Source organism: Microbulbifer bruguierae, from assembly GCF_029869925.1.
In the GTDB taxonomy this organism is placed as follows: domain Bacteria; phylum Pseudomonadota; class Gammaproteobacteria; order Pseudomonadales; family Cellvibrionaceae; genus Microbulbifer; species Microbulbifer bruguierae.
Window position 1 is genome coordinate 513,635 of sequence record NZ_CP118605.1, and the last position, 20,532, is coordinate 534,166.

Genomic DNA, 20,532 nt, shown 5'->3' on the forward strand with positions numbered 1-20,532 from the left:
GACTATGCTTCTCTCGCCCCATCTGATACCGCACTACCGATTTAGCCCGTTGGATTTTCCATGCCCACCGAATTACTGACAACGCTGGCAGACAACAAACTCATCCTCAGTCTGCTCTTGGTCACCACCATTTTTTTACTGCGCTTCTTGCTGACCACGCTGATGAGGAAATCCAGCTGGCCGCGGCAGGATATCCGTCGACGGGTGCACATGGTGCACAATTTCACCAACCTGGCACTGGTTATCGGTCTGTTTGCTGTCTGGGTGTCCGAGCTCCGGGATTTTGCACTGTCTATTGCCGCCTTCTCGGTAGCCATTGTCGTGGCTCTGCGGGATGCGGTTCAGTGTCTTGTGGGCGGCATCTACCAGGCCAGTATGCGCTCCTTTACCATCGGTGACTGGGTAAAAATCGGCGACCAGTTTGGCGAGGTTATCGACAACAACTGGTTTAGTACGACCCTGCTGGAAATTGATCCCCACGGGCTCGGCAACGGCTATACCGGTACCACCCTTTATGTGCCAAATGGTGTGTTCTTTTCGCAGTCCGTTAAAAATCTCAACTTTATGCGCCGCTATATCGAACACACATTTTCCATTACCCGGGAAAACAAGGGGGAGAACCCCTTTGTGATCAAGCAGTACATCACCGGCCGCGTGCTGGAGTACTGTGAATCCTTCAAAGATGTGGCGGAGCGCTACTGCAAACTAATTGAAAGTCGAATGGGCGTTGACCTGGCTGGGACAGAGCCCAAAGTAAAAATCACAACCAGTGAATTGGGACACAATGTACTGACGATTACGCTGTTTTGCCCCCGTGAGGAAGCAACCGAAATCGAGCAGAAAGTGACCGAGGACTTTTACCGCTTCTGGTATGGCAAGGATGGCAATTCGGATTTCGCGGAAAGCGCAAAGGCCTGATACCGGCCCATCAGTCCCTCTTGTTATCGGACGGCATTCAAGGTTCGTTTTTGTCACCGGCATTATGATCCGTTGAGGCCCGCGCTTTGGAATAGCTTTTGGAGAAGCTTCGAAGCGCGGTCATCTGGTCCCCAAAATTGCGGCAACCACGGCACACCATGATATGGATTTTCAGAGCCATCTGTTCTTTGCGGCTCAAAGTGCGCTCCTGGCGTTCAGACAGCAGTCGAGTGGCCTGTTTACAATTCATCCTCAAGGTCCCTCTCTCGGCACATCAAACCAGTTATTTTCCAGGCACTCCCGCAATCGCATGCGGGCACGATACAGAATCACGTGCAGGTTGCTTGTGGTCAGCGCCAGCTGCTCACATATTTCTTCTGATTCCAACTCGACAAATTCCCGCATCATGAAGACCCGCGCTTGTTTTTCGGGGAGGCCATTCAGACAGGCGTCGAACACCCGCCAGAAATGCTCACTTTGAACCCCCCCTTGCGGACCGTTCCAGCTACTCGGTCTTTCAGCGCTGTGCCAGTGGCCATTGGACTTGAATAGGCTGTCCATAAACTGCTGTTCCCGCTGCTCGTCATCCGCAAGTTCACTGGTCACGATGATCCTCTGACGATACCGGAGGGCATCAACGATTTTGTACTTGAGGATGGAAAACACCCAGGTTTTCAGCGCCGATTTGCGTGCGAATGAACCAACATTTTTCATTGCCCCGGCCAAAGCCTCCTGCACAACGTCTTCCGCCTGATCGTCATCCTGTAATTGCAGGCGCGCAAATTTGACCATCTGGCGACGCAGCTCTTGCAGAAACTGGGAATCAGCCAGTAGTTCCGATGCGCTCGTGGGGTTATCGGGACCTTGCTGGGCAGAAGTGGGAGCATAATTCATGAACGGTTCGCTCGAAGACAGCGGATTCTAAATGTATCTTTTTGAGTCGGATTTTACGCACAATTCTTACACCGATCTAAGGTCACTTTGCCGTTTGCAAGATATCTGCCTCGTCTCACCCGGCCCAAAGACTCTCGCTAGAGAGTAAGGTTGCGCAAGCTCGCCATATATTCGACTATATGGCCGGGAAATTTCGCACAGTTTATTGTTTTTGGTAACGCATTGGAGAAGTTCTTGGGCATTGTTCAGGCAATCAACGTCGCTCGGGCCGGCCTGCTGCTCATGATTTCATCACTTGCGGTATTTTCTTTGGGTACGGCGCGCGCAGAAGAGTTGACTGTGGCTGTCGCCTCCAATTTCACCGCCCCCATGAAAGAAATTGCGGCACGGTTTGAAGCCAATAGCGATCATAGGGTAAAACTGGCGTTTGGCTCTTCCGGCAAGTTTTTCGCCCAGATCAGCCATGGGGCGCCCTATCAGGCGTTTTTTTCTGCCGATCAAAGCAAGCCAGCGAGACTGGTTGAGCTGGGACTGGCCAGGGCCGACAGCCGATTTACTTATGCCGAGGGGCAACTGGCGCTCTGGTCCGCCAAACCCGATTTTGTCGACCCCCACGGCGAAGTCCTAAAACGCCAACAGTTCAAACGGCTGGCTTTCGCCAATCCCAAACTGGCGCCTTATGGTGTAGCCGCGGTGGAGGTGCTGGAGCGTTTGAATTTGCTGGAGCAAACCCGTGGACGCTGGGTACAGGGTGAAAATATTTCTCAGACTTACCAGTTTATCGCCAGCGGCAATGCCGAGCTCGGTTTTGTGGCACTGTCCCAGATTCAGCACGACGACACGATCAAGCGCGGCTCAGCGTGGATTCTTCCCCGGAACCTGTACAACCCTATCCGCCAGGACGCGGTAATTTTGCGCGAAGGGGCGAAAGTGTCGGCGTTGGCGGACTTCTGGCAGTTTCTACAAAGTGCGGAGGCACGGGCAATTATCCAATCCTACGGCTACACCCCCGAATCCGGTAACGGTACGGAATAACGATGATTGATGACACCGACCTTGGGGCGATATGGCTGACATTGCGATTGGCAACTACCGTCACACTTCTATTGCTGGTTTTGGGAACCCCCCTGGCACTTTGGCTGGCGCGCACCCGCTCGATATTCAGAGGACCCGTGAGTGCCATCGTTGCCCTACCGCTGGTGTTGCCACCGACGGTACTGGGTTTCTATTTGCTGGTATTTATGGGCCCCGACGGGCCGATGGGTAAATTCACTGAAAGTCTGGGGCTCGGTACCCTGCCCTTCACATTTTGGGGACTGGTGATTGCCTCCCTGATCTATTCCCTGCCTTTTGTAGTGCAACCAATTCAGAACGCCATCGAGTCCCAGGGCCCAAGGCCATCGGAAGTAGCGGCGACGCTGCGTGCAGGCCCCTGGGATAGCTTCTGGCACGTTACACTGCCGCTGGCCAAGCCCGGGATAGTCACTGCCGCTGTCCTCGGATTTGCACACACGGTTGGTGAATTCGGTGTGGTATTGATGATTGGTGGCAATATTCCCGGTGAAACCCGTGTAATTTCCGTCCAGATCTACGACCACGTTGAGGCCTTGGAATACACCCAGGCCCACTGGCTTTCAGTGTTGATGATTAGTTTTTCGTTCTGCGTACTTCTAGTGCTCTATTTGTTGCGGCAACGTAAATCCGCAACGGACTTACGCTATGTCTAGTCGTCTGCAACTTAGTCCCGGAATCATAGGCCGCTTTCTGCTGCAGCTACCGCGCAATTCCACTGGCGAGACTTTTAGCCTCGATGTCAACCTGGCGCTCCCCGGCCGCGGCGTCACCGGAATTTTCGGTACTTCCGGCTCTGGAAAAACCACACTGTTGCGCTGTGTCGCCGGGCTGCAACCATGCGATCACGGCAGCTTGGTCGTTAATGGTGACCGCTGGCAATGCCCCGAGAATAAACGCAACACGCTACCGGTACACCGGCGTCCGCTGGGGTTTGTTTTCCAGCAACCGAGTCTATTCCCTCATCTGACTGCGGAAGCGAATCTCGCCTTCGCGCGTAAACGTGCCCATGAAAAAATTGCAGAACCCGAATACCGGAAGATTGTAGATTTGATGGGCGTTGGACACTTGCTGAACCAGTACCCATCGGCCCTTTCCGGTGGCGAGCAACAGCGTATCGCCATTGCCCGTGCGCTACTGATCAAGCCCCGATTACTGCTGATGGACGAACCACTCGCGTCCCTCGACCAGATACGCAAACGGGAGATCCTGCCCTACCTGGAACAATTGCATCGCAACCTGGATATCCCGGTGCTTTACGTGAGTCATTCCGTGGAAGAAATCAGCCGCCTTGCAGACCATTTATTGCTGATGGAAAACGGCAAAATCTCTCGCGAGGGAGCAGCGACAGAATTGCTTTCTCGCATAGATTTCCCGGTGCAGCTTGGAGATGACCTGGGTGTCGTGCTGGAAGCCCAGATCGTTGAGCGCGAAAACCAATGGCATCTGGTAAAGGCCAGATTTTCCGGTGGCGAGCTCTGGTTGCGTGACAGCGGTGAAGCCACAGGTGAAACAATCAGGCTGCGGATTCTGGCAAGAGATATCAGTCTGACCCGGAGCGAAGATCACCATTCCAGTATTCTCAACCGACTACCGGTTAAAGTACTGGAGATCTGTAGCGATACCGATCCAGCCATGGTACTGGTACGCCTGCAACCGCGGCCAGGAAATGGCGATGCCCGGCTAGCAGGCGCCACGCCGCTGATCGCGCGGATTACCCGACGCTCAGCGCACCAACTCTACCTTTCCGAGGGCTGTGAACTTTGCGCCCAGATTAAATCGGTTGCGATAGTCAAGTAGGAATTCCCCGGGGCCAAGGGCGCTAATCGTTCTTCCATCAGAATGACATTGGAGGATTTGATGGCACGCGGTAAAGGAACTGCGCTGAAAATAAAAAAGGCCGGGCTGCTTCCGCATTACCCGGCCAAGGCTTACAGACTGATCAATCAGGCTGGTTCTGACTGTCGCTCACTCTCGTGCGACGTTTTCTCCAGCTTGTGAATACTGTTTTCACTATCGTTCCTGTCATGGCCGTCGGGCTTTTTACCGAACAGCTTCTGTACCACCACAAAGAACAGCGGGATAAAGAAGATACCCAGGAAGGTACCTACGATCATCCCGCCCAATACACCGGTACCAATCGCCTGTTGCGCACCGGAGCCAGCGCCGGTGGCAATAGCCAGGGGCAGCACGCCGAGACCGAAGGCCAGTGAAGTCATGATGATTGGACGCAGACGGTCGCGCACCGCGCTCATGGTTGCCTGAATCAACTCCATGCCTGCTTCCAGGTTTTGCTTTGCGAACTCGACGATCAGGATCGCATTTTTACTGGTAAGGCCGACGGTGGTGAGCATCGCAACCTGGAAATAGATATCCCGCTCGAAGCCGCGCAGGTTGCTCGCCAGCACCGCACCAAGAATACCCAAGGGCGCGACCAGCAGTACCGCAGTAGGCACCGTCCAGCTTTCATAGAGAGCTGCCAGGCATAGAAACACAATCAGCACCGACAGTACGTACAACAGTGTGGTCTGCGAACCCGCCTGCTTTTCCTGGTAAGACAGGGCTGTCCACTCCAGTTCAAATCCTGCCGGAAGCTGGCTTACCAGACGTTCCATTTCTGCCATAGCATCACCGGAGCTCACGCCGGGCGCACCCTGCCCCTGGATCTGGACCGCAGGCACACCGTTATAGCGTTCAAGGCGCGGCGAGCCGTATTCCCACTCAAAAGTGGCAAACGAAGACACCGGAACCATCTCGCCCTGGTTGTTACGCACGGACCACAGCCGGAAATCTTCCGGGTTCATCCGGTAAGGGGCATCGGCCTGCATATACACACGCTTGATCCGGCCGCGATCGATAAAGTCATCGATATACTGACCTCCCCAGGCTGCTCCCAGGGTGCTGTTGATATTCGCAATGGAGACACCCAGGGACGACGCTTTCGCATTGTCCACTTTCAGGCGGAACTGCGGTGTATCCTCCTGGCCATTGGGGCGAACGCCTGTTAGCAATGGGCTCTGTGCGGACATGCCCAGCAGCTGGTTACGCGCATTCACCAGCGCCGTGTGCCCCTGGTTACCACTGTCCTTGAGGTACATTGCAAAACCCGCAGAAGTGCCCAGCTCCGGCAGTGCCGGTGGTGAAAACGCATAGGCGATAGCGTCCTTGATCTGACTCAGGGCACCCATACCGCGCATGGCGACAGCGTTCACCTGTTCAGATTCTTCCGTGCGCTCACCCCAGTCCTTGAGCTTGATAAATGCCATGGCGTTGTTCTGGCCACTGCCGGCAAAGCTGAAACCCTGCACCGCAAATACCGATTCCACCAGATCACTTTCATTGTTGAGAAAGTGATCTTCCAGTTTAGTGACAGATTCAATGGTGCGCTCCTGAGTGGCGCCCACCGGGGTCTGCACCAGCGAGAAGAGCACACCCTGATCTTCTTCCGGCAGGAAGGAGCTGGGAGAGCGCACGAACAGGAATACCATCACCGCAGCTAACGCGGCAAAGATAAACATAAAGCGGCCACTGCGCGCGAGAATGCCGCGTACACCGCGCTGATAGTGACTGGAACCGCGATCAAACTTGCGGTTAAACCAGGCAAAAAACCCTTTTTCTGCAGAGTGCGAGCCAGGCTTAAGCATGGTCGCGCAGAGCGCCGGTGTCAGCACGATAGCGACCAGAACCGAGAAGGTCATTGCCGCGACAATCGTTGCCGAAAACTGACGATAGATAACACCGGTAGAACCATCCATAAACGCCATCGGCACAAAGACCGCAGACAGCACCACACCGATACCAACCAGCGCGCCGGTAATCTGTTTCATGGATTTTTTGGTGGCTTCTTTGGGCGACAGGTTCTCTTCGTGCATCACCCGTTCCACGTTTTCCACCACTACAATGGCATCGTCCACCAGCAGACCAATGGCCAGAACCATCGCGAACATGGTCAGCATGTTGACGGAAAAGCCCATGAAAGCCAGCACACCGAAGGTGCCGAGCAACACCACCGGGACCGCAATGGTGGGAATGATGGTGGCGCGGAGATTCTGCAAAAACAGCAGCATCACGCAGAATACCAGCACCACGGCTTCAACCAGAGTCTGCATAACACCCTGGATGGAAACCTTCACGAACGGTGTGGTATCAAAAGGAATAACTGTTTTAAGACCGGTCGGGAAATTGGAGCTCATTTCATTGAGCTTGTCCTTCACTGCCTGTGCGGTTTCCAGCGCATTGGAACCCGTGGCGAGCGAAATTGCCACGCCTGTTGCCGGTGCGCGGTTGTAACGGGTCAGGAAGTCATAGCTCTCAGTACCCATTTCCACCCGTGCCACATCGCCAAGCCGGAGTAGCGATCCGTCCGCGTTGGCTCGCAGGGTCACGTTGCGGAATTGCTCCGGTGTCTGCATACGACTCTGGGCGGTAATACTCGCGGTCAGCTGTTGGCCGGCAACCGCGGGAGTTCCACCCAGGCTACCAATGGCTACTTGCTGATTCTGCGCACGGACGGCGGCAATGATGTCGGTGGGCGTAATTTTATAGGCGTCGAGTTTGTTCGGGTCCAGCCAGATACGCATGGCGTATTTGGAGCCGAACACCTGAATGTTGCCGACACCGGCCACGCGGCTCAGCGGATCCACCACATTCGATACCACGTAGTCCGCGATATCCTCTTTTTGCATACTGCCATCGGTGGATACGAACCCCGCCACCATCAGGAAGCCGGCGCGCCCCTTGCCAACGGTCAGGCCCTGGCGCTGCACTTCTTCCGGCAACAGCGGCATCGCCAGCTGCAACTTGTTCTGCACCTGAACCTGGGCGATATCCGGGTCTGTGCCCGTGGCAAACGTGAGAGTGATTTCTGCGGTGCCGATCGACTGGCTGCTGGCGGACATGTAAATAAGTCCGTCGAGCCCTTTCATATTTTGCTCGATCACTTGGGTGACCGTATCTTCGATCACCTTCGCCGAGGCCCCGGGATAAACCGTGTTAATGGAGACCACCGGCGGTGCAATATCCGGGTAGCGCTCAACCGGCAGTTTGCTGATCGCGAGACCACCAAACAACATAATGACGATTGCGATCACCCAGGCAAAAATTGGGCGATCAATAAAGAATCCTGCCATCGCTGTTACCCCTTGCTCACGTCGCTGGCTTGTTCTTTTCCGGATTTGGAATGGGCGCTTTCACTGGGCGCTGGCAGATCTACGGATGCCGGCGCAGCAGCTTCCCCCGCGCTAACTACGGCACCAGGACGAACCTTCTGTAGGCCTTCCACAATCACACGGTCACCCACATTCAGGCCACTCTCCACCAGCCAGTAGCTGCCTACGGTCTGGCTGACCTTAACCGGTCGCACTTCCACAGCATCGCCCTCACCCACCACCATCGCAGAGGTATTGCCTTTGGGATCGCGAGCGATACCCTGTTGGGGCACCAGAATCGCCTGTTCACGCTGACCACTGCCAATTTCGGCACGCACGTACATTCCGGGCAGCAACAGGCCATCCGGGTTTGGCACAGTTACCCGTAGACGCACGCTACCGGTGGAGGGATCAACGCTGACTTCAGAGAATTCGAGTTTGCCAGCGTGGGGATAGCGACTGCCGTCCTCTAGAAGTACGCTCACCGGCAACTTGTCCGCGCTTTCCATGGTGCCCGACGCCAGAGCCTGACGCAGGCTCAGCAATTCGCTGACGGACTGGGTCAGATCCACGTAGATCGGATCCAGCTGTTGCACGGTCGCCAGTGAGCTTGCCTGATTGGCTGTCACCAGGGCGCCCTGTGTCACCGAGGAAATACCAATGCGACCACTGATCGGCGCACTGATGCGGGCGAACTCCAGTTGAATCTTGCTGCGCTGCAGCGCAGCCTTCGCCGCAGCCACATCCGCCTTTGCCTGTTGCAGTGACGCTATCGCGGTATCGTTGTCCTGCTTGCTCACTGCCCCGCTCTTTACCAGTGCTTGCGAGCGGTCGGCATTCAGCTTGGCCACATTCCGGGCGGCTTCAGCGCGTTCGAGGGATGCTTTGGCACTTTCATAGTCAGCCTGATAACGAGCGTCATCCAGCTGATACAACGACTGGCCAGCCTTGACCTGACCACCTTCTGTGAACAGCTGCGCCTTAACCAGGCCGTCCACCTGCGGCCGCACTTCAGCCACTTTGTAGGGGCTGGTACGACCCGGCAGCTGGCGAGTCAGGGTTACCGGCTGGCTATTAAGAGTCACCACGGTCACCTGAGGTGTGCGCTGCCCCCCCATCTGTGGCTGTTTTTCACCACAGGCGGCAAGCAGGGCCGCGGCCAGCAGCAGGCTGCCGGAGATAAACGCCTTCTTTTTTTGCAACATGACAACCTCGTAATTGCATCCCTAATCGGATACCGGGGACCGGTGGTATTGATTCCTGACACGAAAAAACCACTCCGGGAAACTTCCCCGGGGTGGTGAGTCGCTTGAATGTGACGGGCTGACTGAAAACCCGGCTTTAAAGCAGTAAGTCTGGCCAGACAAACATGACTTATCTGGCTAATAGCCGCAATTTAAATACATGCATGAATGAATATCAACTATTTATTCATGTATGTATATGAATTAACATCACCCCTATTCCGGCACTAGTCGTCGGTACACACAGTTAACCGAGTGTCAACACCGGGCGTGCAAAAACACGACCCACCCGCGAGTACGGCGGCGCTGGCTACTGGCCAAAACCGGGAACGTACACAGTTTCAGGACTTGGAATTCATGGCCAGACGCAGAAAAGAAGACGCACTGGAAACCCGGGAGCGGATCCTCGATGCGGCGATCGAAGTATTCGATCGCCGCGGGGTATCCCGCCCCTCCCTTACCGAGATTGCCGAACTCGCTGGCGTTACCCGCGGTGCGGTCTACGGTCACTTCCAGAATAAAGCCGATCTTTTCAGTGCACTGACCGATCGCATCCAGCTGCCCGACGAGTCTCTATGCCAGGCACCATCCGAGGGCTGCGCCGATCCACTGGGGGAGTTGCGCAAACGCTGGACCTTTATGTACCGGCAAGTGATGGTGAGCGAGGAATGGCGGCGAATCTTCTGCATCATTCTGCTGCGCTGTGAATGGGTCGCAGAGAACGGCGAAATCCAGCAGCGCTGCTCCGAGGGACACGCTGAGGGGACCCGGCGCTTGCGCTCACTGGTAGAAACCGCGGTCGAAGTCGGGCAACTACCGACGGATCTGAACATTGCTGTTGTGGTACCCATCCTCCACGCCGGTGTCCTTGGACTGCTTCAGGACTGGCTAATGCAGCCGGAAGCTTACAACCTGGCGGAGGTGGGTGAGCAACAGATTGACGCCATGTTCGAAATGATGCGGAACTCCCGGTTTTTGCGCAAACCGAGTCCGACACATTAAGTATTCACGGGGGATTGTCCCACGATCAGGTCTGGCCGAGTAATACGGGGTCTGGCACCGCTGAACGCCTCAAAGGCTCAACTTGACGATTTTTATAGCCTTGCCCGGTTACAGGGCGGTGAATTTTTTGGTCAAAGTGTTATCAAAAGCACAAGCCCATCGCACATCGGGGAAAATGGCGGAAAAATTCTTCCGCTTTCCTGTACAAGCTGAGCATCTTTCACCTTGTACGGGAAGCAAATCATGCCTTTCGGAGCTTTCAGCCTTTATACTTGTCCTAAGCTATAAGTCGCCACTGCTCCGGAAGCCCGCTTCCGGTTCCTGATGCCAGTGGGGCGCCTTGATGTAGGACGTATAAAGAGACTCCTTATGCTTAGCAATCGACTAGCCGCGCTGGTTTCCGGCCTTTCCCTTTCCTTCCTGATTGTCACTTCGCCAGTGAGCCTGGCGGATTCTGAAAACCTCAAGCCGCATGAAGACCAAGGGGATACCGCCCGCGAGATCGTCAGTAAGCTCGAAATGCTGCACTACAACAAGCTCAAGGTCGGCGACGAGATGTCCACCGGCCTGTGGGACGAGTACATCGACAGTCTCGACCCCACCAAGAGCTACTTTCTCGCTTCCGATATCAGCGAATTCCGCCAGTGGCGCACCAAGCTGGACGACGACCTGAAAGCCGGCAATGTGGATCGTGGCTTCGAGATCTATAACCGCTACCGGCTGCGTATGTCAGACCGGCTGAACAACATACTGTCGCAACTGGAAAATGGCCTGCCCAAGTTTGATTTCACCCGGGAAGAATCCCTGGAGCTGGATCGCGAAAAGAGCGAATGGCCACAATCTATCAGCGCCGCCGATGAGCTCTGGCGCAAGCGATTGAAGTCCAGCGTGCTGAACCTGCGCCTGACCGGTAAGAGCGACGAAGAGATCGGCGATCTGCTGAAACGCCGCTATAAGGGTCAGTTGAAGCGTCTGGGCCAGCAGAATTCTGACGATGTGTTCGAGCTCTACATGAACTCCCTCACCCGTCTATACGATCCCCACAGCAACTACCTTTCGCCCCGCTCTCTGGAAAATTTCAATATGAGCATGTCTCTCTCCCTGGAGGGCATCGGCGCTGTGTTGCAGATGGAAGACGAATACACCAAAGTCGCCCGCCTGGTGGCCGGCGGCCCCGCTGACCGCACCAGTAAAATCAAACCCAACGACAAGATCGTCGCCGTAGGCCAGGATAAAGAAGGCGAAATGGTCGACGTGGTGGGCTGGCGTCTCGATGATGTGGTGGACCTGATCCGAGGCTCCGCGGGCACTTTCGTACGCCTGGAAACGATCCCCACCGGCGGAGACGGCACCCATCGCACCATTACCATCCAGCGCAGCAAGGTAAAACTGGAAGACCAGGCCGCCAAGAAAGCCGTATTCGAATTCTCCGACGGTGAGCAGAGCTACAAAGTAGGCGTAATCAATCTGCCGACTTTCTATATTGATTTTGAAGCCTATCGCCGGCGCGACCCGAACTATAAGAGCACCACCCGGGATGTCGCACGCCTGCTGGATGAGCTGCAGAAAGAAGGCGTAGACGGTGTGGTACTGGACCTGCGGAACAATGGCGGTGGCTCACTGCAGGAAGCCACCATGCTGACAGACCTGTTTATCGACCAGGGACCGGTGGTACAGATTCGCCATGCCAATGAACAGATCTCCCGCCACAACCGTTCGCGTTCACGCGCCATGTACCGCGGTCCGCTGGTGGTACTGATCAATCGCCTGTCTGCCTCCGCATCAGAAATTTTTGCCGGGGCGATTCAGGACTACAACCGCGGCCTGGTGGTCGGTAACCAGTCCTTTGGCAAGGGCACTGTCCAAACCATGGCGCCACTGAAAGAAGGGCAGCTCAAGATCACCCAGTCGAAGTTCTATCGGGTATCTGGCGACAGCACCCAGCATGCCGGTGTGTCGCCAGACATTACCATGCCTCAGCTGATCGACAGCGAGAGCGTCGGTGAGAGCGCCTACGACACTGCCCTGCCCTGGGACCGTATTCACGCGGTACGCCATGCTCAGTACTTCAACCTGAAAGACCTGGTACCGGAGCTGACGCGTAAGCACGAGCAGCGCACCGCCAAGGATCCTGATTTCATCTTCCTGCGAGAGCAGTTCCGCGTTCAGATCGATCGCTCCAATGAAAAATTTGTTTCTTTGAAAGAAGATACCCGAATCAAAGAGCGCGAAGACCTGAATCAGACCATGCTGACAATGGAAAACACGCGCCGTGAAGCCAAAGGCCTGGAACCCTACAAGGACTTTGAAGCGCTGGAAAAAAGCGAGTCAGAAGAGACCGCACCGGTGGGTGGCCCAGTGGAAATCACCCTGGAGGACGATCCGGTTCTTAACGAAGCCGGTTTTATCATGGCTGACTTTATCGGGCTGCAAAAACGCGACAGCTCACCTCAGGTGGCCAACTTCGATTAACACCTGAAGTAACTGACAAAAGCAACAAGTCAAACCAGGCAGGTCGAACCTCTCGTCCGGCCTGCACCTGACCAACACCGGGCCCGGTATTCCTGCGAATAGCGGGCTTTGGTTTTTATGACTCTCGGGGGATAAATGAAAGTCGTATCGTTTAACGTAAACAGTATTCGCGCTCGCCTGCATCAGCTGGAAGCGCTTGTTCAGAACCAGTCACCAGACATCATTGGCCTGCAGGAAACCAAAGTCACCGACGAGGATTTTCCTGAAGATGTCGTCCGTGACCTGGGTTATGAAGTGATCTACTTCGGTCAGAAAACCCACTACGGGGTCGCCCTGCTGGCCCGTTATCCATTCCTGAAAAAGCAGTACGGCTTTCCCACCGACGCCGACGACGCCCAGCGCCGCCTGGTCGCGGGCCAGTTTGATATCGGCGCCGATCAGCCACTGACCGTATTAAATGGCTACTTTCCCCAGGGCGAAAATCGTGAGCACCCGGTCAAGTTCCCGGCCAAGCGCAAGTATTACGCGGACCTGGACGCCTACCTCTCCGCTGAATGCAATAAAGACGCCCCGGTACTGGTAATTGGCGATATGAATATCTCCCCCACCGACCTGGACATCGGTATCGGTGAATCCAATCGCAAGCGCTGGCTGCGCGATGGCAAGTGCAGCTTCCTGCCAGAAGAGCGCGAATGGCTGGAAAAGATCCAGAACTGGGGCCTGGTGGACACCTATCGGGCCATGAACCCGGACTGCAACGAGCTGTTCAGCTGGTTCGATTACCGCAGCCGGGGCTTTGATCGCGAGCCCCGTCGCGGCCTGCGCATCGACCTGATTCTTGCCAGTCAGCCCTTGGCTGAGAAATGTGTGGCTACCGGTATCGATTACGATATTCGTGGCATGGAGCGCCCCTCGGACCACGCACCGGTCTGGGCTGAATTCAAACTCTGATTGCCTTGGCATATCCTCTTTCGACCTGACAGGTGACCCGACCGGATCACCTGTCTCTCACCAACATCCAAATCCGCCCAGCCTAAATGTGTTTTTGGTTGAAGCCGATCGATGACAGGAAACCCCGGTGAAAATCCTATACATCTGCACCCATAATCGCTGTCGCAGTATTTTGAGTGAAGCGGTCACCAATCAGCTTGGCAGAGGTTTGTTGGAAGCCCGCAGCGCAGGCAGCCAACCCTCAGGCGAGGTTCACCCGCTGTCCCTCAAATATTTACAGGGGCGCAACATCTCGATCGACGGGTTACATAGCAAATCCTGGGACTCGTTTGAAAATTGGGTGCCCGATGCGGTCATCACAGTCTGCGATAGCGCAGCAGGTGAGTCTTGCCCGATCTGGCTGGGAGACACACCAAAATTCCACTGGGGACTGAAAGATCCATCCAAGTTACAAGGCAGCGAATCGGAAATGGCAGCAGCATTCAATGAAACCATCGATATTATTGAAGACCGGGTTGCACAAATGCTGACTGCCGGAGTGGACCGTAAACGCGGTGAAGACCTGCGGCAAGTATTACAACAGCTCGTGAAGGAGTATTGATCATGGGTGTTTTCGAGCGTTACTTATCCCTGTGGGTCGGGCTATGCATTCTCACAGGATTATTACTTGGCAACCTTGTGCCCGGTTTATTTGAAACCTTTGCGGCCATGGAAATTGCCCATGTAAATATCCCGGTAGCGGTATTTATCTGGGTAATGATCTACCCGATGATGGTGCAGGTGGACTTCTCCTCCATTCGCCACGTCGGCGACAAGCCCAAGGGGCTGGCGCTGACACTGGTGATCAACTGGTTGGTCAAGCCGTTTACCATGGCCGCGCTCGGCTGGCTGTTCTTCCGGGTATTGTTCGCGAACCTGGTGGATCCGCAGACTGCCTCGGAATATATCGCCGGCATGATTCTGCTCGGCGTTGCGCCCTGTACCGCCATGGTCTTTGTATGGAGCCACCTCACCAGAGGTGACGCCAACTACACCCTGGTGCAGGTATCACTTAACGATATCATCATGATCTTTGCTTTCGCGCCGCTGGCGGCCTTCCTCTTGGGCGTCAGTGACATTGCCGTGCCCTGGGACACGCTGCTGTTATCGGTGGTGCTATATGTATTACTGCCACTGATTGCGGGCATCGTTACCCGCCACAAACTGGACAAAGCGAATGACCACAAAAGGCTCGACAACTTTCTCGCACGACTGAAACCCATTTCCATCGCCGGCCTGCTGGCAACGGTAGTACTACTGTTCGGGTTCCAGGCCGAAACGATCCTCGCCAATCCACTGGCTATCGCACTGATTGCTATTCCCCTGCTGATTCAAACGTACGGTATTTTTGCTATCAGCTACGGCACTGCGCGAGCGATGCAGCTGCCCCACAATATCGCAGCACCGGCTTGTATGATCGGAACTTCGAATTTCTTTGAGCTGGCGGTCGCGGTCGCCATATCCCTGTTTGGCCTGCATTCCGGTGCCGCACTGGCAACGGTTGTGGGCGTACTGGTGGAAGTACCGGTTATGCTTTCTCTGGTTGCTTTTGCCAACCGGACCAGGCACTGGTTCCCCGCAATGGAATCCACTACCAGCGTAAAGAGTTTTTCCCATGAAAACTGAGCCAAGCCAGGATCTCCCCAACCTCCAAAACGATTGCTTCCAGGCTACGGATCTGGCGCAATTACAGGACGCCATTTCCGGGCAGGCACCGAAAATACTGCTGTTGTACGGATCCCTGAGAAAGCGCTCGTTCAGCCGGCTGGCCGCGGAAGAGGCGCAGCGTATTCTGGAAACCCTGGGCGCGGAAACCCGGATATTCAACCCATCAGGGCTCCCGTTGCCGGACGACGCCGAAGCAGATCACCCGAAAGTCCAGGAGCTGCGCGAACTGGCCAATTGGAGCGACGGCATGGTGTGGTCTTCGCCCGAACGCCACGGTGCCATGACCGGGATAATGAAAGCCCAGATCGATTGGATCCCTCTTGCACTGGAAGGAGTTCGCCCTACCCAGGGTAAAACCCTGGCGGTGATGCAGGTCTGTGGTGGTTCGCAGTCCTTCAATGCCGTGAACCAGATGCGAATTCTCGGCCGCTGGATGCGTATGGTGACCATCCCGAACCAATCTTCGGTGCCAAAGGCCTGGCTTGAGTTCGATGAGCAGGATCGGATGAAACCTTCATCCTTTTACGATCGAATCGTGGACGTCATGGAGGAACTGATGAAGTTTACGTTTCTGCTGAAAGACAAACGGGATTACTTTACTGATCGTTATTCCGAGCGCAAGGAAAGCAGCGAAGAATTTCGTAAACGTATTGACCAGCGTTCGATGTGACGCGCGCTAGCAGCGCATTTTATGATGACGAAGATATAACCGCGTATTTTGCTCACGGTGGTACGCTCCTGTACCACCTGAGCCAACAGGAGCAGATAAGCGCTAACAACGGGATTAATGATCCATCAACGCTTCGTTAAGTAGCGCCGCGAGTCGAATTCCGCCCTGGCGTAAACGTTGCTCGACCACCGGTCTGTTTTTCACGTAATACTCCTCTCCGAGCCGCGTCGTTGCCGTGTAAGCATTCGCGTGTGCAAGTTGATGGGATTCCGCGGTCCACTGCTCAGGAGTGCTCGCCTGCCAGGCTGCGACCAATTCCGGTGAGGTATCGTCATTGCTCGCATAGGCGTGCCAATCGGTGATGAAGCCAGCGGGCAGCTTACTGTCCCAGAGCCAGTGCAGATTGGTATCAAAGCCAAAAAATGACACTTCTATATCGTTCCCACCGCGATCCGCTTTCAACCCTGCATGCATTGGCTGATGCAAATCGCCAACAAAGTGCGCCAGAAACATCAGCGCCTCGGCGCGCTCCATTTCTGTGCGATTGGCGTCTGCCAACTCCCTACTAAAGCGCTCGATGGCCTGTAAAATACATCCGGCAGGTGGGCAATCAATGGTTGGCTTATAGCCCTGCCATTCACGAGGAAGGTTTATATAGTGCAATGGCGCTGCCCAGTGATAAGCGTCAATGCCGCGAATCCGGTCTGGCCAGGTGGAAGCCTCGGCGAGACTTCCTTCCCCCGCGCTCTCAAGCAACACCTGCACCTCGGCACGGACCTCAGCATCGAGATATTGCCAGGCAATCTCCCCAATTACCCGATGACCGTCATCCCCCCAAGCATAAATCTTTGACGCATAAATCAACAAAAATGCTGAAAATACGAATCGACCAATAACGGTGCAACTCTTCATATTCGAATCCAGAAAAATGAATGCGCGAAATACTATGCACGGTTTGTGACAATTATGTCGAAAATCGGCCCACCGATTTCCGCCACCTAAAGCGCATTCATCTCTAAAGCGATTTGCCCTGTAACTTTCGTCCGCCTCCCTTACAGAATGGCCCACATTCTGCATGTAACCGCTTTGCGGCAATTCTGTCACCGTACCTTAATGCAGATGTAAAACATATTTCCAACAATAGCCGCAGCCAGCAATCTGACACTTTATTAAATGGGGGGCGCTGGCACATCAAACACTTGGCCAAACGGACAAGCTTCTTTATTTGGCCAAATTAAGAAGACCAGGAGAGCTTCATGAAATGCTTTGATTTTCCACGCTCGCTGATATCTGCGGCTGTGATCACAGCCGCGGTGGCAGCGCCAGTTGCTTACGCCCAGGAAACCACGTCTGCAATACGCGGCACCATCGTTTCCAGTGGTGAACCGGTGAGTAATGCCACTATCACGGTAATCCACCAGCCGTCCCAAAGCCGCAGCGTTATCCGAGCCAGCGAAAAAGGTCGTTTTTCAGCCAGCGGTCTTCGAGTAGGCGGACCTTACACGGTCAAAGTAGAATCCGAACAGGGGGTACAGGTACTCAACGATATTTTCCTGTCACTCGGTGATACCCTTCCGCTATCCATCAACCTCGATGCCGATGCGATCGAGCAGGTTACTGTTTACGCCCGCCTTGAAGATATGGCCTCGGTTGCGACCGGCCCCTCTTCGAACTACAACCTGGACGACCTGCAAAGCGCACCCGCAGTAAACCGCGACCTCAAAGACGTCGTTCGTCTCGACCCTCGTGTGTATGTCGATGAGGCATTCGTCGACTCCATTCAATGCGCCGGCGCCAACCCCCGCTTCAATAGCCTGACGGTTGATGGCGTGCGCATGAATGACAACTTCGGCTTGAATAGCAATGGCTATCCCACCGAACGCATGCCCTTCTCTTACGATGCCATTCAGCAGGTATCTGTAGAACTCGCTCCTTTTGATGTGCAATACGGCGGCTTCAGCGCATGTAATATCAACGCTGTAACCAAATCCGGTGACAATGAGTGGCACGGCTCGGTGTTCTATGATTACACCGATGACGGTTGGCGCGGAGATTCCCTGGAAGGCGACAAGATCGACGTAGCCCCCTTTGATGAGACCCGCTACGCCGCCACATTGAGTGGCCCGATTATCCCCGATAAGCTCTATTTCTTCGCGGCTTACGAAAAAATGGATGGTGTCGCCACCTTCGACCGCGGCACTGCCGACAGCAACACAGCCACACCGGTTCAGGGCGTATCGCAGGCGCAGTTGGATGAAATTCTGCGTATCTCCCGTGAAATTTATGACTACGAACCCGGCAGCCTGCCAAGTAGCTTGCCAGAAGAAGACGAAAAGCTGCTGGTAAAACTGGACTGGAATATTTCCGACACCCAGCGCGCGGCATTTACTTATAACTACAACGATGGATATTCCATTGCCGAGTCGGATGGCGACTCTAATGAGCTGGAACTGTCGAATCATTATTACGAGCGCGGCGCTGAACTGACCTCCTACGTTGGTCAATTGTTCTCCGACTGGAGTGACATCTTCTCCACCGAAATCAAAATCGGCTACACAGAACTGGATAACCGACAACTGTCTCTCGGTGGCACGGAGTTTGGTGAAGTCCAGATTTCCACCTCAAACGATCATGATGGTGACGGCAACGCCTCCAACGCCACCGTGTACCTGGGCGCGGACGACTCCCGCCATGCCAACAAGCTGTCCTATGAAAACCTCAGCCTGAAGTTGGCCGGCACCCTGCAACTGGGTGAACACCGCCTGACCGGCGGATTCGAGCGCGAAAGCTTCGATGTGTTCAACATGTTCGTGCAGGAAGCCGAAGGCGAATTCCGCTTTTCAAGTATCGAGAACTTTGAAGCAGGGATTCCCTCTCGAATCATTTACGAAAGTGCAGCCGGCACCAACAACCCGGCAGATGCTGCCGCGGAATTTGGGTACGAGATCAATACCCTGTATGCCCAGGACGAATTCACCTTTGCAAGCGTGGATCTGACCCTGGTAGGTGGCCTTCGTTACGATTGGTACACCAGCAGTGACACCCCGCCGGCGAATGCCGATATTGAGGAAGCCTACGGATTCTCGAATCAGCAAAACATGGACGGACTTGATCTGCTTCAGCCAAGGCTCGGCTTTAACTGGAATATTGACGGCAATGCTGAAATGCACGGCGGCATCGGCCTGTATTCCGGTGGCAACCCCAACGTCTGGATTTCCAACAACTATTCCAACAATGGTGTCACCCAGTTAGAAGTCAGCGATCGCAGCGGTACTTCCCTGTTCGACATGGACTGGACTGGCTCAGGTCGGCCGATCTATGACATTCCGCAAAACCTGTACGATACCGTTGCAACGGCTGAAAGTGGTGCTGGCGGTGTCAACCTGATGGACCCTGACTTTGAAATTCCCTCGGTTTGGAAATACGCGCTGGGAGGAAGTTATCAGTTCGAAAACGGCTATCTGGTATCCGCCGACTGGTTGTACAGTGACTACAAAGATGCCGCCATCATCAGCGACATCAGTCGCGTGCAGGTGGGTAACCTCGCAGATGGTCGACCACTCTATGGCAACACCAACGGCCGCGCTGAAGACTATATGTTGACCAACGTCAACGGTGATTCTGGCTACTCAAACGTGCTGTCCCTCGGCCTCAGCAAGTCCTTTGATTTTGGTCTGGATATGGCATTCGGCTACGCCTATACCGATGCGGAAGACGTCAACCCGATGACAAGTTCCGTAGCCTATTCGAATTATTCGAATATTGCCGTGTCCGACCCGGAGAACCCCAGTCCGGCCACCTCCAACTACGTAGTTCCACACCGCTTCACCATGAAACTGGATTACGAGAAGGAGTTTATTGCCGGTTATGCAACCCGCTTCACGGTCTTTGGTTCTGCTAATGAAGGCCGCCCATACACTTACGCCTTCTACAACGGATTCGGTTCGGATTTCGGTGCTTACGCAGACCAGTACCGCCAACTGCTTTACGTGCCGAGTGGCGAAGATGACGCGGCCGTCGTATTTGCTGAAGGGTTCGATGCCGAGGCATTCTTTGCCTGGGCTGACTCGGAAGGTCTGGATCGCGGCAGTATTGCCGGACGTAACGAACTCACTAGTGACTGGTGGACCAAGTTCGATTTGCGCATTGATCAGGAACTTCCCGGCTTCCGTAGTAATGATCGGGCCCACGCCTACTTCATCGTAGAGAACCTGGGTAACCTGTTGAGTGATGACTGGGGTGTGATGTACGAAGGCAGCTTCCCGCGCTACCAGGCCGCTGTCGAGACCAGTATCGACGACGAGGGTCGCTATGTGTTCGAGGAATTCCTCGACCCGGCAGGTCAAACCCGTGTCGCCGACGCCTCCTTCTGGCAGGCACGTCTGGGTATTCGTTACGAGTTCTGATCCCCTGATTTGGAACAAAAAAAGCCGGTGCTATGCGCCGGCTTTTTTGT

At 54.8% G+C, this 20,532-nt stretch carries 16 protein-coding genes; 11 read left to right on the forward strand and 5 right to left on the reverse strand.

Features of this window, described 5'->3' with window-relative positions:
- Positions 1 to 60: 60 nt before the first annotated feature.
- A complete protein-coding gene (locus PVT68_RS02225) occupies positions 61 to 918 on the forward strand; it encodes a mechanosensitive ion channel family protein (RefSeq protein WP_280320955.1) in 858 nt (285 codons plus the stop codon).
- A 37-nt stretch (positions 919 to 955) separates the two neighbouring features.
- Here the strand turns inward: PVT68_RS02225 and PVT68_RS02230 are convergent, their stop codons facing one another.
- Positions 956 to 1,168: a zf-HC2 domain-containing protein gene (locus PVT68_RS02230; protein ID WP_407666119.1), complete on the reverse strand. Its 213-nt coding sequence runs from the start codon at positions 1,166 to 1,168 to the stop codon at positions 956 to 958.
- 2 nt (positions 1,169 to 1,170) lie between these two features.
- Complete coding sequence (locus tag PVT68_RS02235; protein WP_280320957.1) at positions 1,171 to 1,812, reverse strand: RNA polymerase factor sigma-70; 642 nt, start codon at positions 1,810 to 1,812, stop codon at positions 1,171 to 1,173.
- A 234-nt stretch (positions 1,813 to 2,046) separates the two neighbouring features.
- Here PVT68_RS02235 and modA point away from each other — a divergent pair, with 234 nt between their 5' ends.
- The 3 genes from modA to modC are packed head-to-tail and all read left to right on the forward strand — an operon-like array spanning position 2,047 to position 4,683.
- On the forward strand, positions 2,047 to 2,847 hold the full coding sequence (modA, locus tag PVT68_RS02240; protein ID WP_280320959.1) for a molybdate ABC transporter substrate-binding protein: 801 nt from the start codon (positions 2,047 to 2,049) through the stop codon (positions 2,845 to 2,847).
- A gap of 2 nt (positions 2,848 to 2,849) precedes the next feature.
- Positions 2,850 to 3,539, forward strand: a complete 690-nt coding sequence (gene modB / locus PVT68_RS02245; RefSeq protein ID WP_280320960.1) for a molybdate ABC transporter permease subunit — start codon at positions 2,850 to 2,852, stop codon at positions 3,537 to 3,539.
- Complete coding sequence (modC, locus tag PVT68_RS02250; protein ID WP_280320961.1) at positions 3,532 to 4,683, forward strand: molybdenum ABC transporter ATP-binding protein; 1,152 nt, start codon at positions 3,532 to 3,534, stop codon at positions 4,681 to 4,683. The genes modB and modC overlap by 8 nt, the downstream gene beginning before the upstream one ends.
- Before the next feature lie 146 nt (positions 4,684 to 4,829).
- Here the strand turns inward: modC and PVT68_RS02255 are convergent, their stop codons facing one another.
- Together PVT68_RS02255 and PVT68_RS02260 are read right to left on the reverse strand one after the other, a co-directional pair.
- Positions 4,830 to 8,012 carry an efflux RND transporter permease subunit gene (locus PVT68_RS02255; RefSeq protein WP_280320962.1) on the reverse strand — a complete coding sequence of 1,061 codons (3,183 nt, stop codon included), beginning with the start codon at positions 8,010 to 8,012 and terminating at the stop codon, positions 4,830 to 4,832.
- Between the two features lie 5 nt (positions 8,013 to 8,017).
- The gene (locus PVT68_RS02260) at positions 8,018 to 9,235 is read right to left on the reverse strand and encodes an efflux RND transporter periplasmic adaptor subunit (protein ID WP_280320963.1); all 1,218 of its coding nucleotides are present in this window, start codon (positions 9,233 to 9,235) and stop codon (positions 8,018 to 8,020) included.
- Positions 9,236 to 9,631: 396 nt separating this feature from the next.
- Between PVT68_RS02260 and PVT68_RS02265 the strand changes: the two genes are divergently transcribed.
- The 6 genes from PVT68_RS02265 to arsH all read left to right on the forward strand — a co-directional run bounded on the left by PVT68_RS02265 (position 9,632) and on the right by arsH (position 16,076).
- Positions 9,632 to 10,276, forward strand: coding sequence for a TetR family transcriptional regulator (locus PVT68_RS02265; RefSeq protein WP_280320964.1), 645 nt, complete (start codon positions 9,632 to 9,634; stop codon positions 10,274 to 10,276).
- A 369-nt stretch (positions 10,277 to 10,645) separates the two neighbouring features.
- Positions 10,646 to 12,748 carry a carboxy terminal-processing peptidase gene (locus tag PVT68_RS02270; RefSeq protein WP_280320965.1) on the forward strand — a complete coding sequence of 701 codons (2,103 nt, stop codon included), beginning with the start codon at positions 10,646 to 10,648 and terminating at the stop codon, positions 12,746 to 12,748.
- Positions 12,749 to 12,883: 135 nt separating this feature from the next.
- The gene (gene xthA / locus PVT68_RS02275) at positions 12,884 to 13,699 is read left to right on the forward strand and encodes an exodeoxyribonuclease III (protein WP_280320966.1); all 816 of its coding nucleotides are present in this window, start codon (positions 12,884 to 12,886) and stop codon (positions 13,697 to 13,699) included.
- Positions 13,700 to 13,826: 127 nt separating this feature from the next.
- On the forward strand, positions 13,827 to 14,300 hold the full coding sequence (locus PVT68_RS02280; protein ID WP_280320967.1) for an arsenate reductase ArsC: 474 nt from the start codon (positions 13,827 to 13,829) through the stop codon (positions 14,298 to 14,300).
- Between the two features lie 2 nt (positions 14,301 to 14,302).
- Positions 14,303 to 15,364, forward strand: coding sequence for an ACR3 family arsenite efflux transporter (arsB, locus tag PVT68_RS02285; protein ID WP_280320968.1), 1,062 nt, complete (start codon positions 14,303 to 14,305; stop codon positions 15,362 to 15,364).
- Complete coding sequence (arsH, locus tag PVT68_RS02290; RefSeq protein ID WP_280320969.1) at positions 15,354 to 16,076, forward strand: arsenical resistance protein ArsH; 723 nt, start codon at positions 15,354 to 15,356, stop codon at positions 16,074 to 16,076. The genes arsB and arsH overlap by 11 nt, the downstream gene beginning before the upstream one ends.
- 114 nt (positions 16,077 to 16,190) lie before the next feature.
- Here arsH and PVT68_RS02295 read toward each other — a convergent pair whose 3' ends face one another.
- A complete protein-coding gene (locus PVT68_RS02295; RefSeq protein WP_280320970.1) occupies positions 16,191 to 16,988 on the reverse strand; it encodes a S1/P1 nuclease in 798 nt (265 codons plus the stop codon).
- A 344-nt stretch (positions 16,989 to 17,332) separates the two neighbouring features.
- Here PVT68_RS02295 and PVT68_RS02300 point away from each other — a divergent pair, with 344 nt between their 5' ends.
- Positions 17,333 to 20,482 carry a TonB-dependent receptor gene (locus PVT68_RS02300; RefSeq protein WP_280320971.1) on the forward strand — a complete coding sequence of 1,050 codons (3,150 nt, stop codon included), beginning with the start codon at positions 17,333 to 17,335 and terminating at the stop codon, positions 20,480 to 20,482.
- The last annotated feature ends 50 nt before the right edge of the window (positions 20,483 to 20,532 follow it).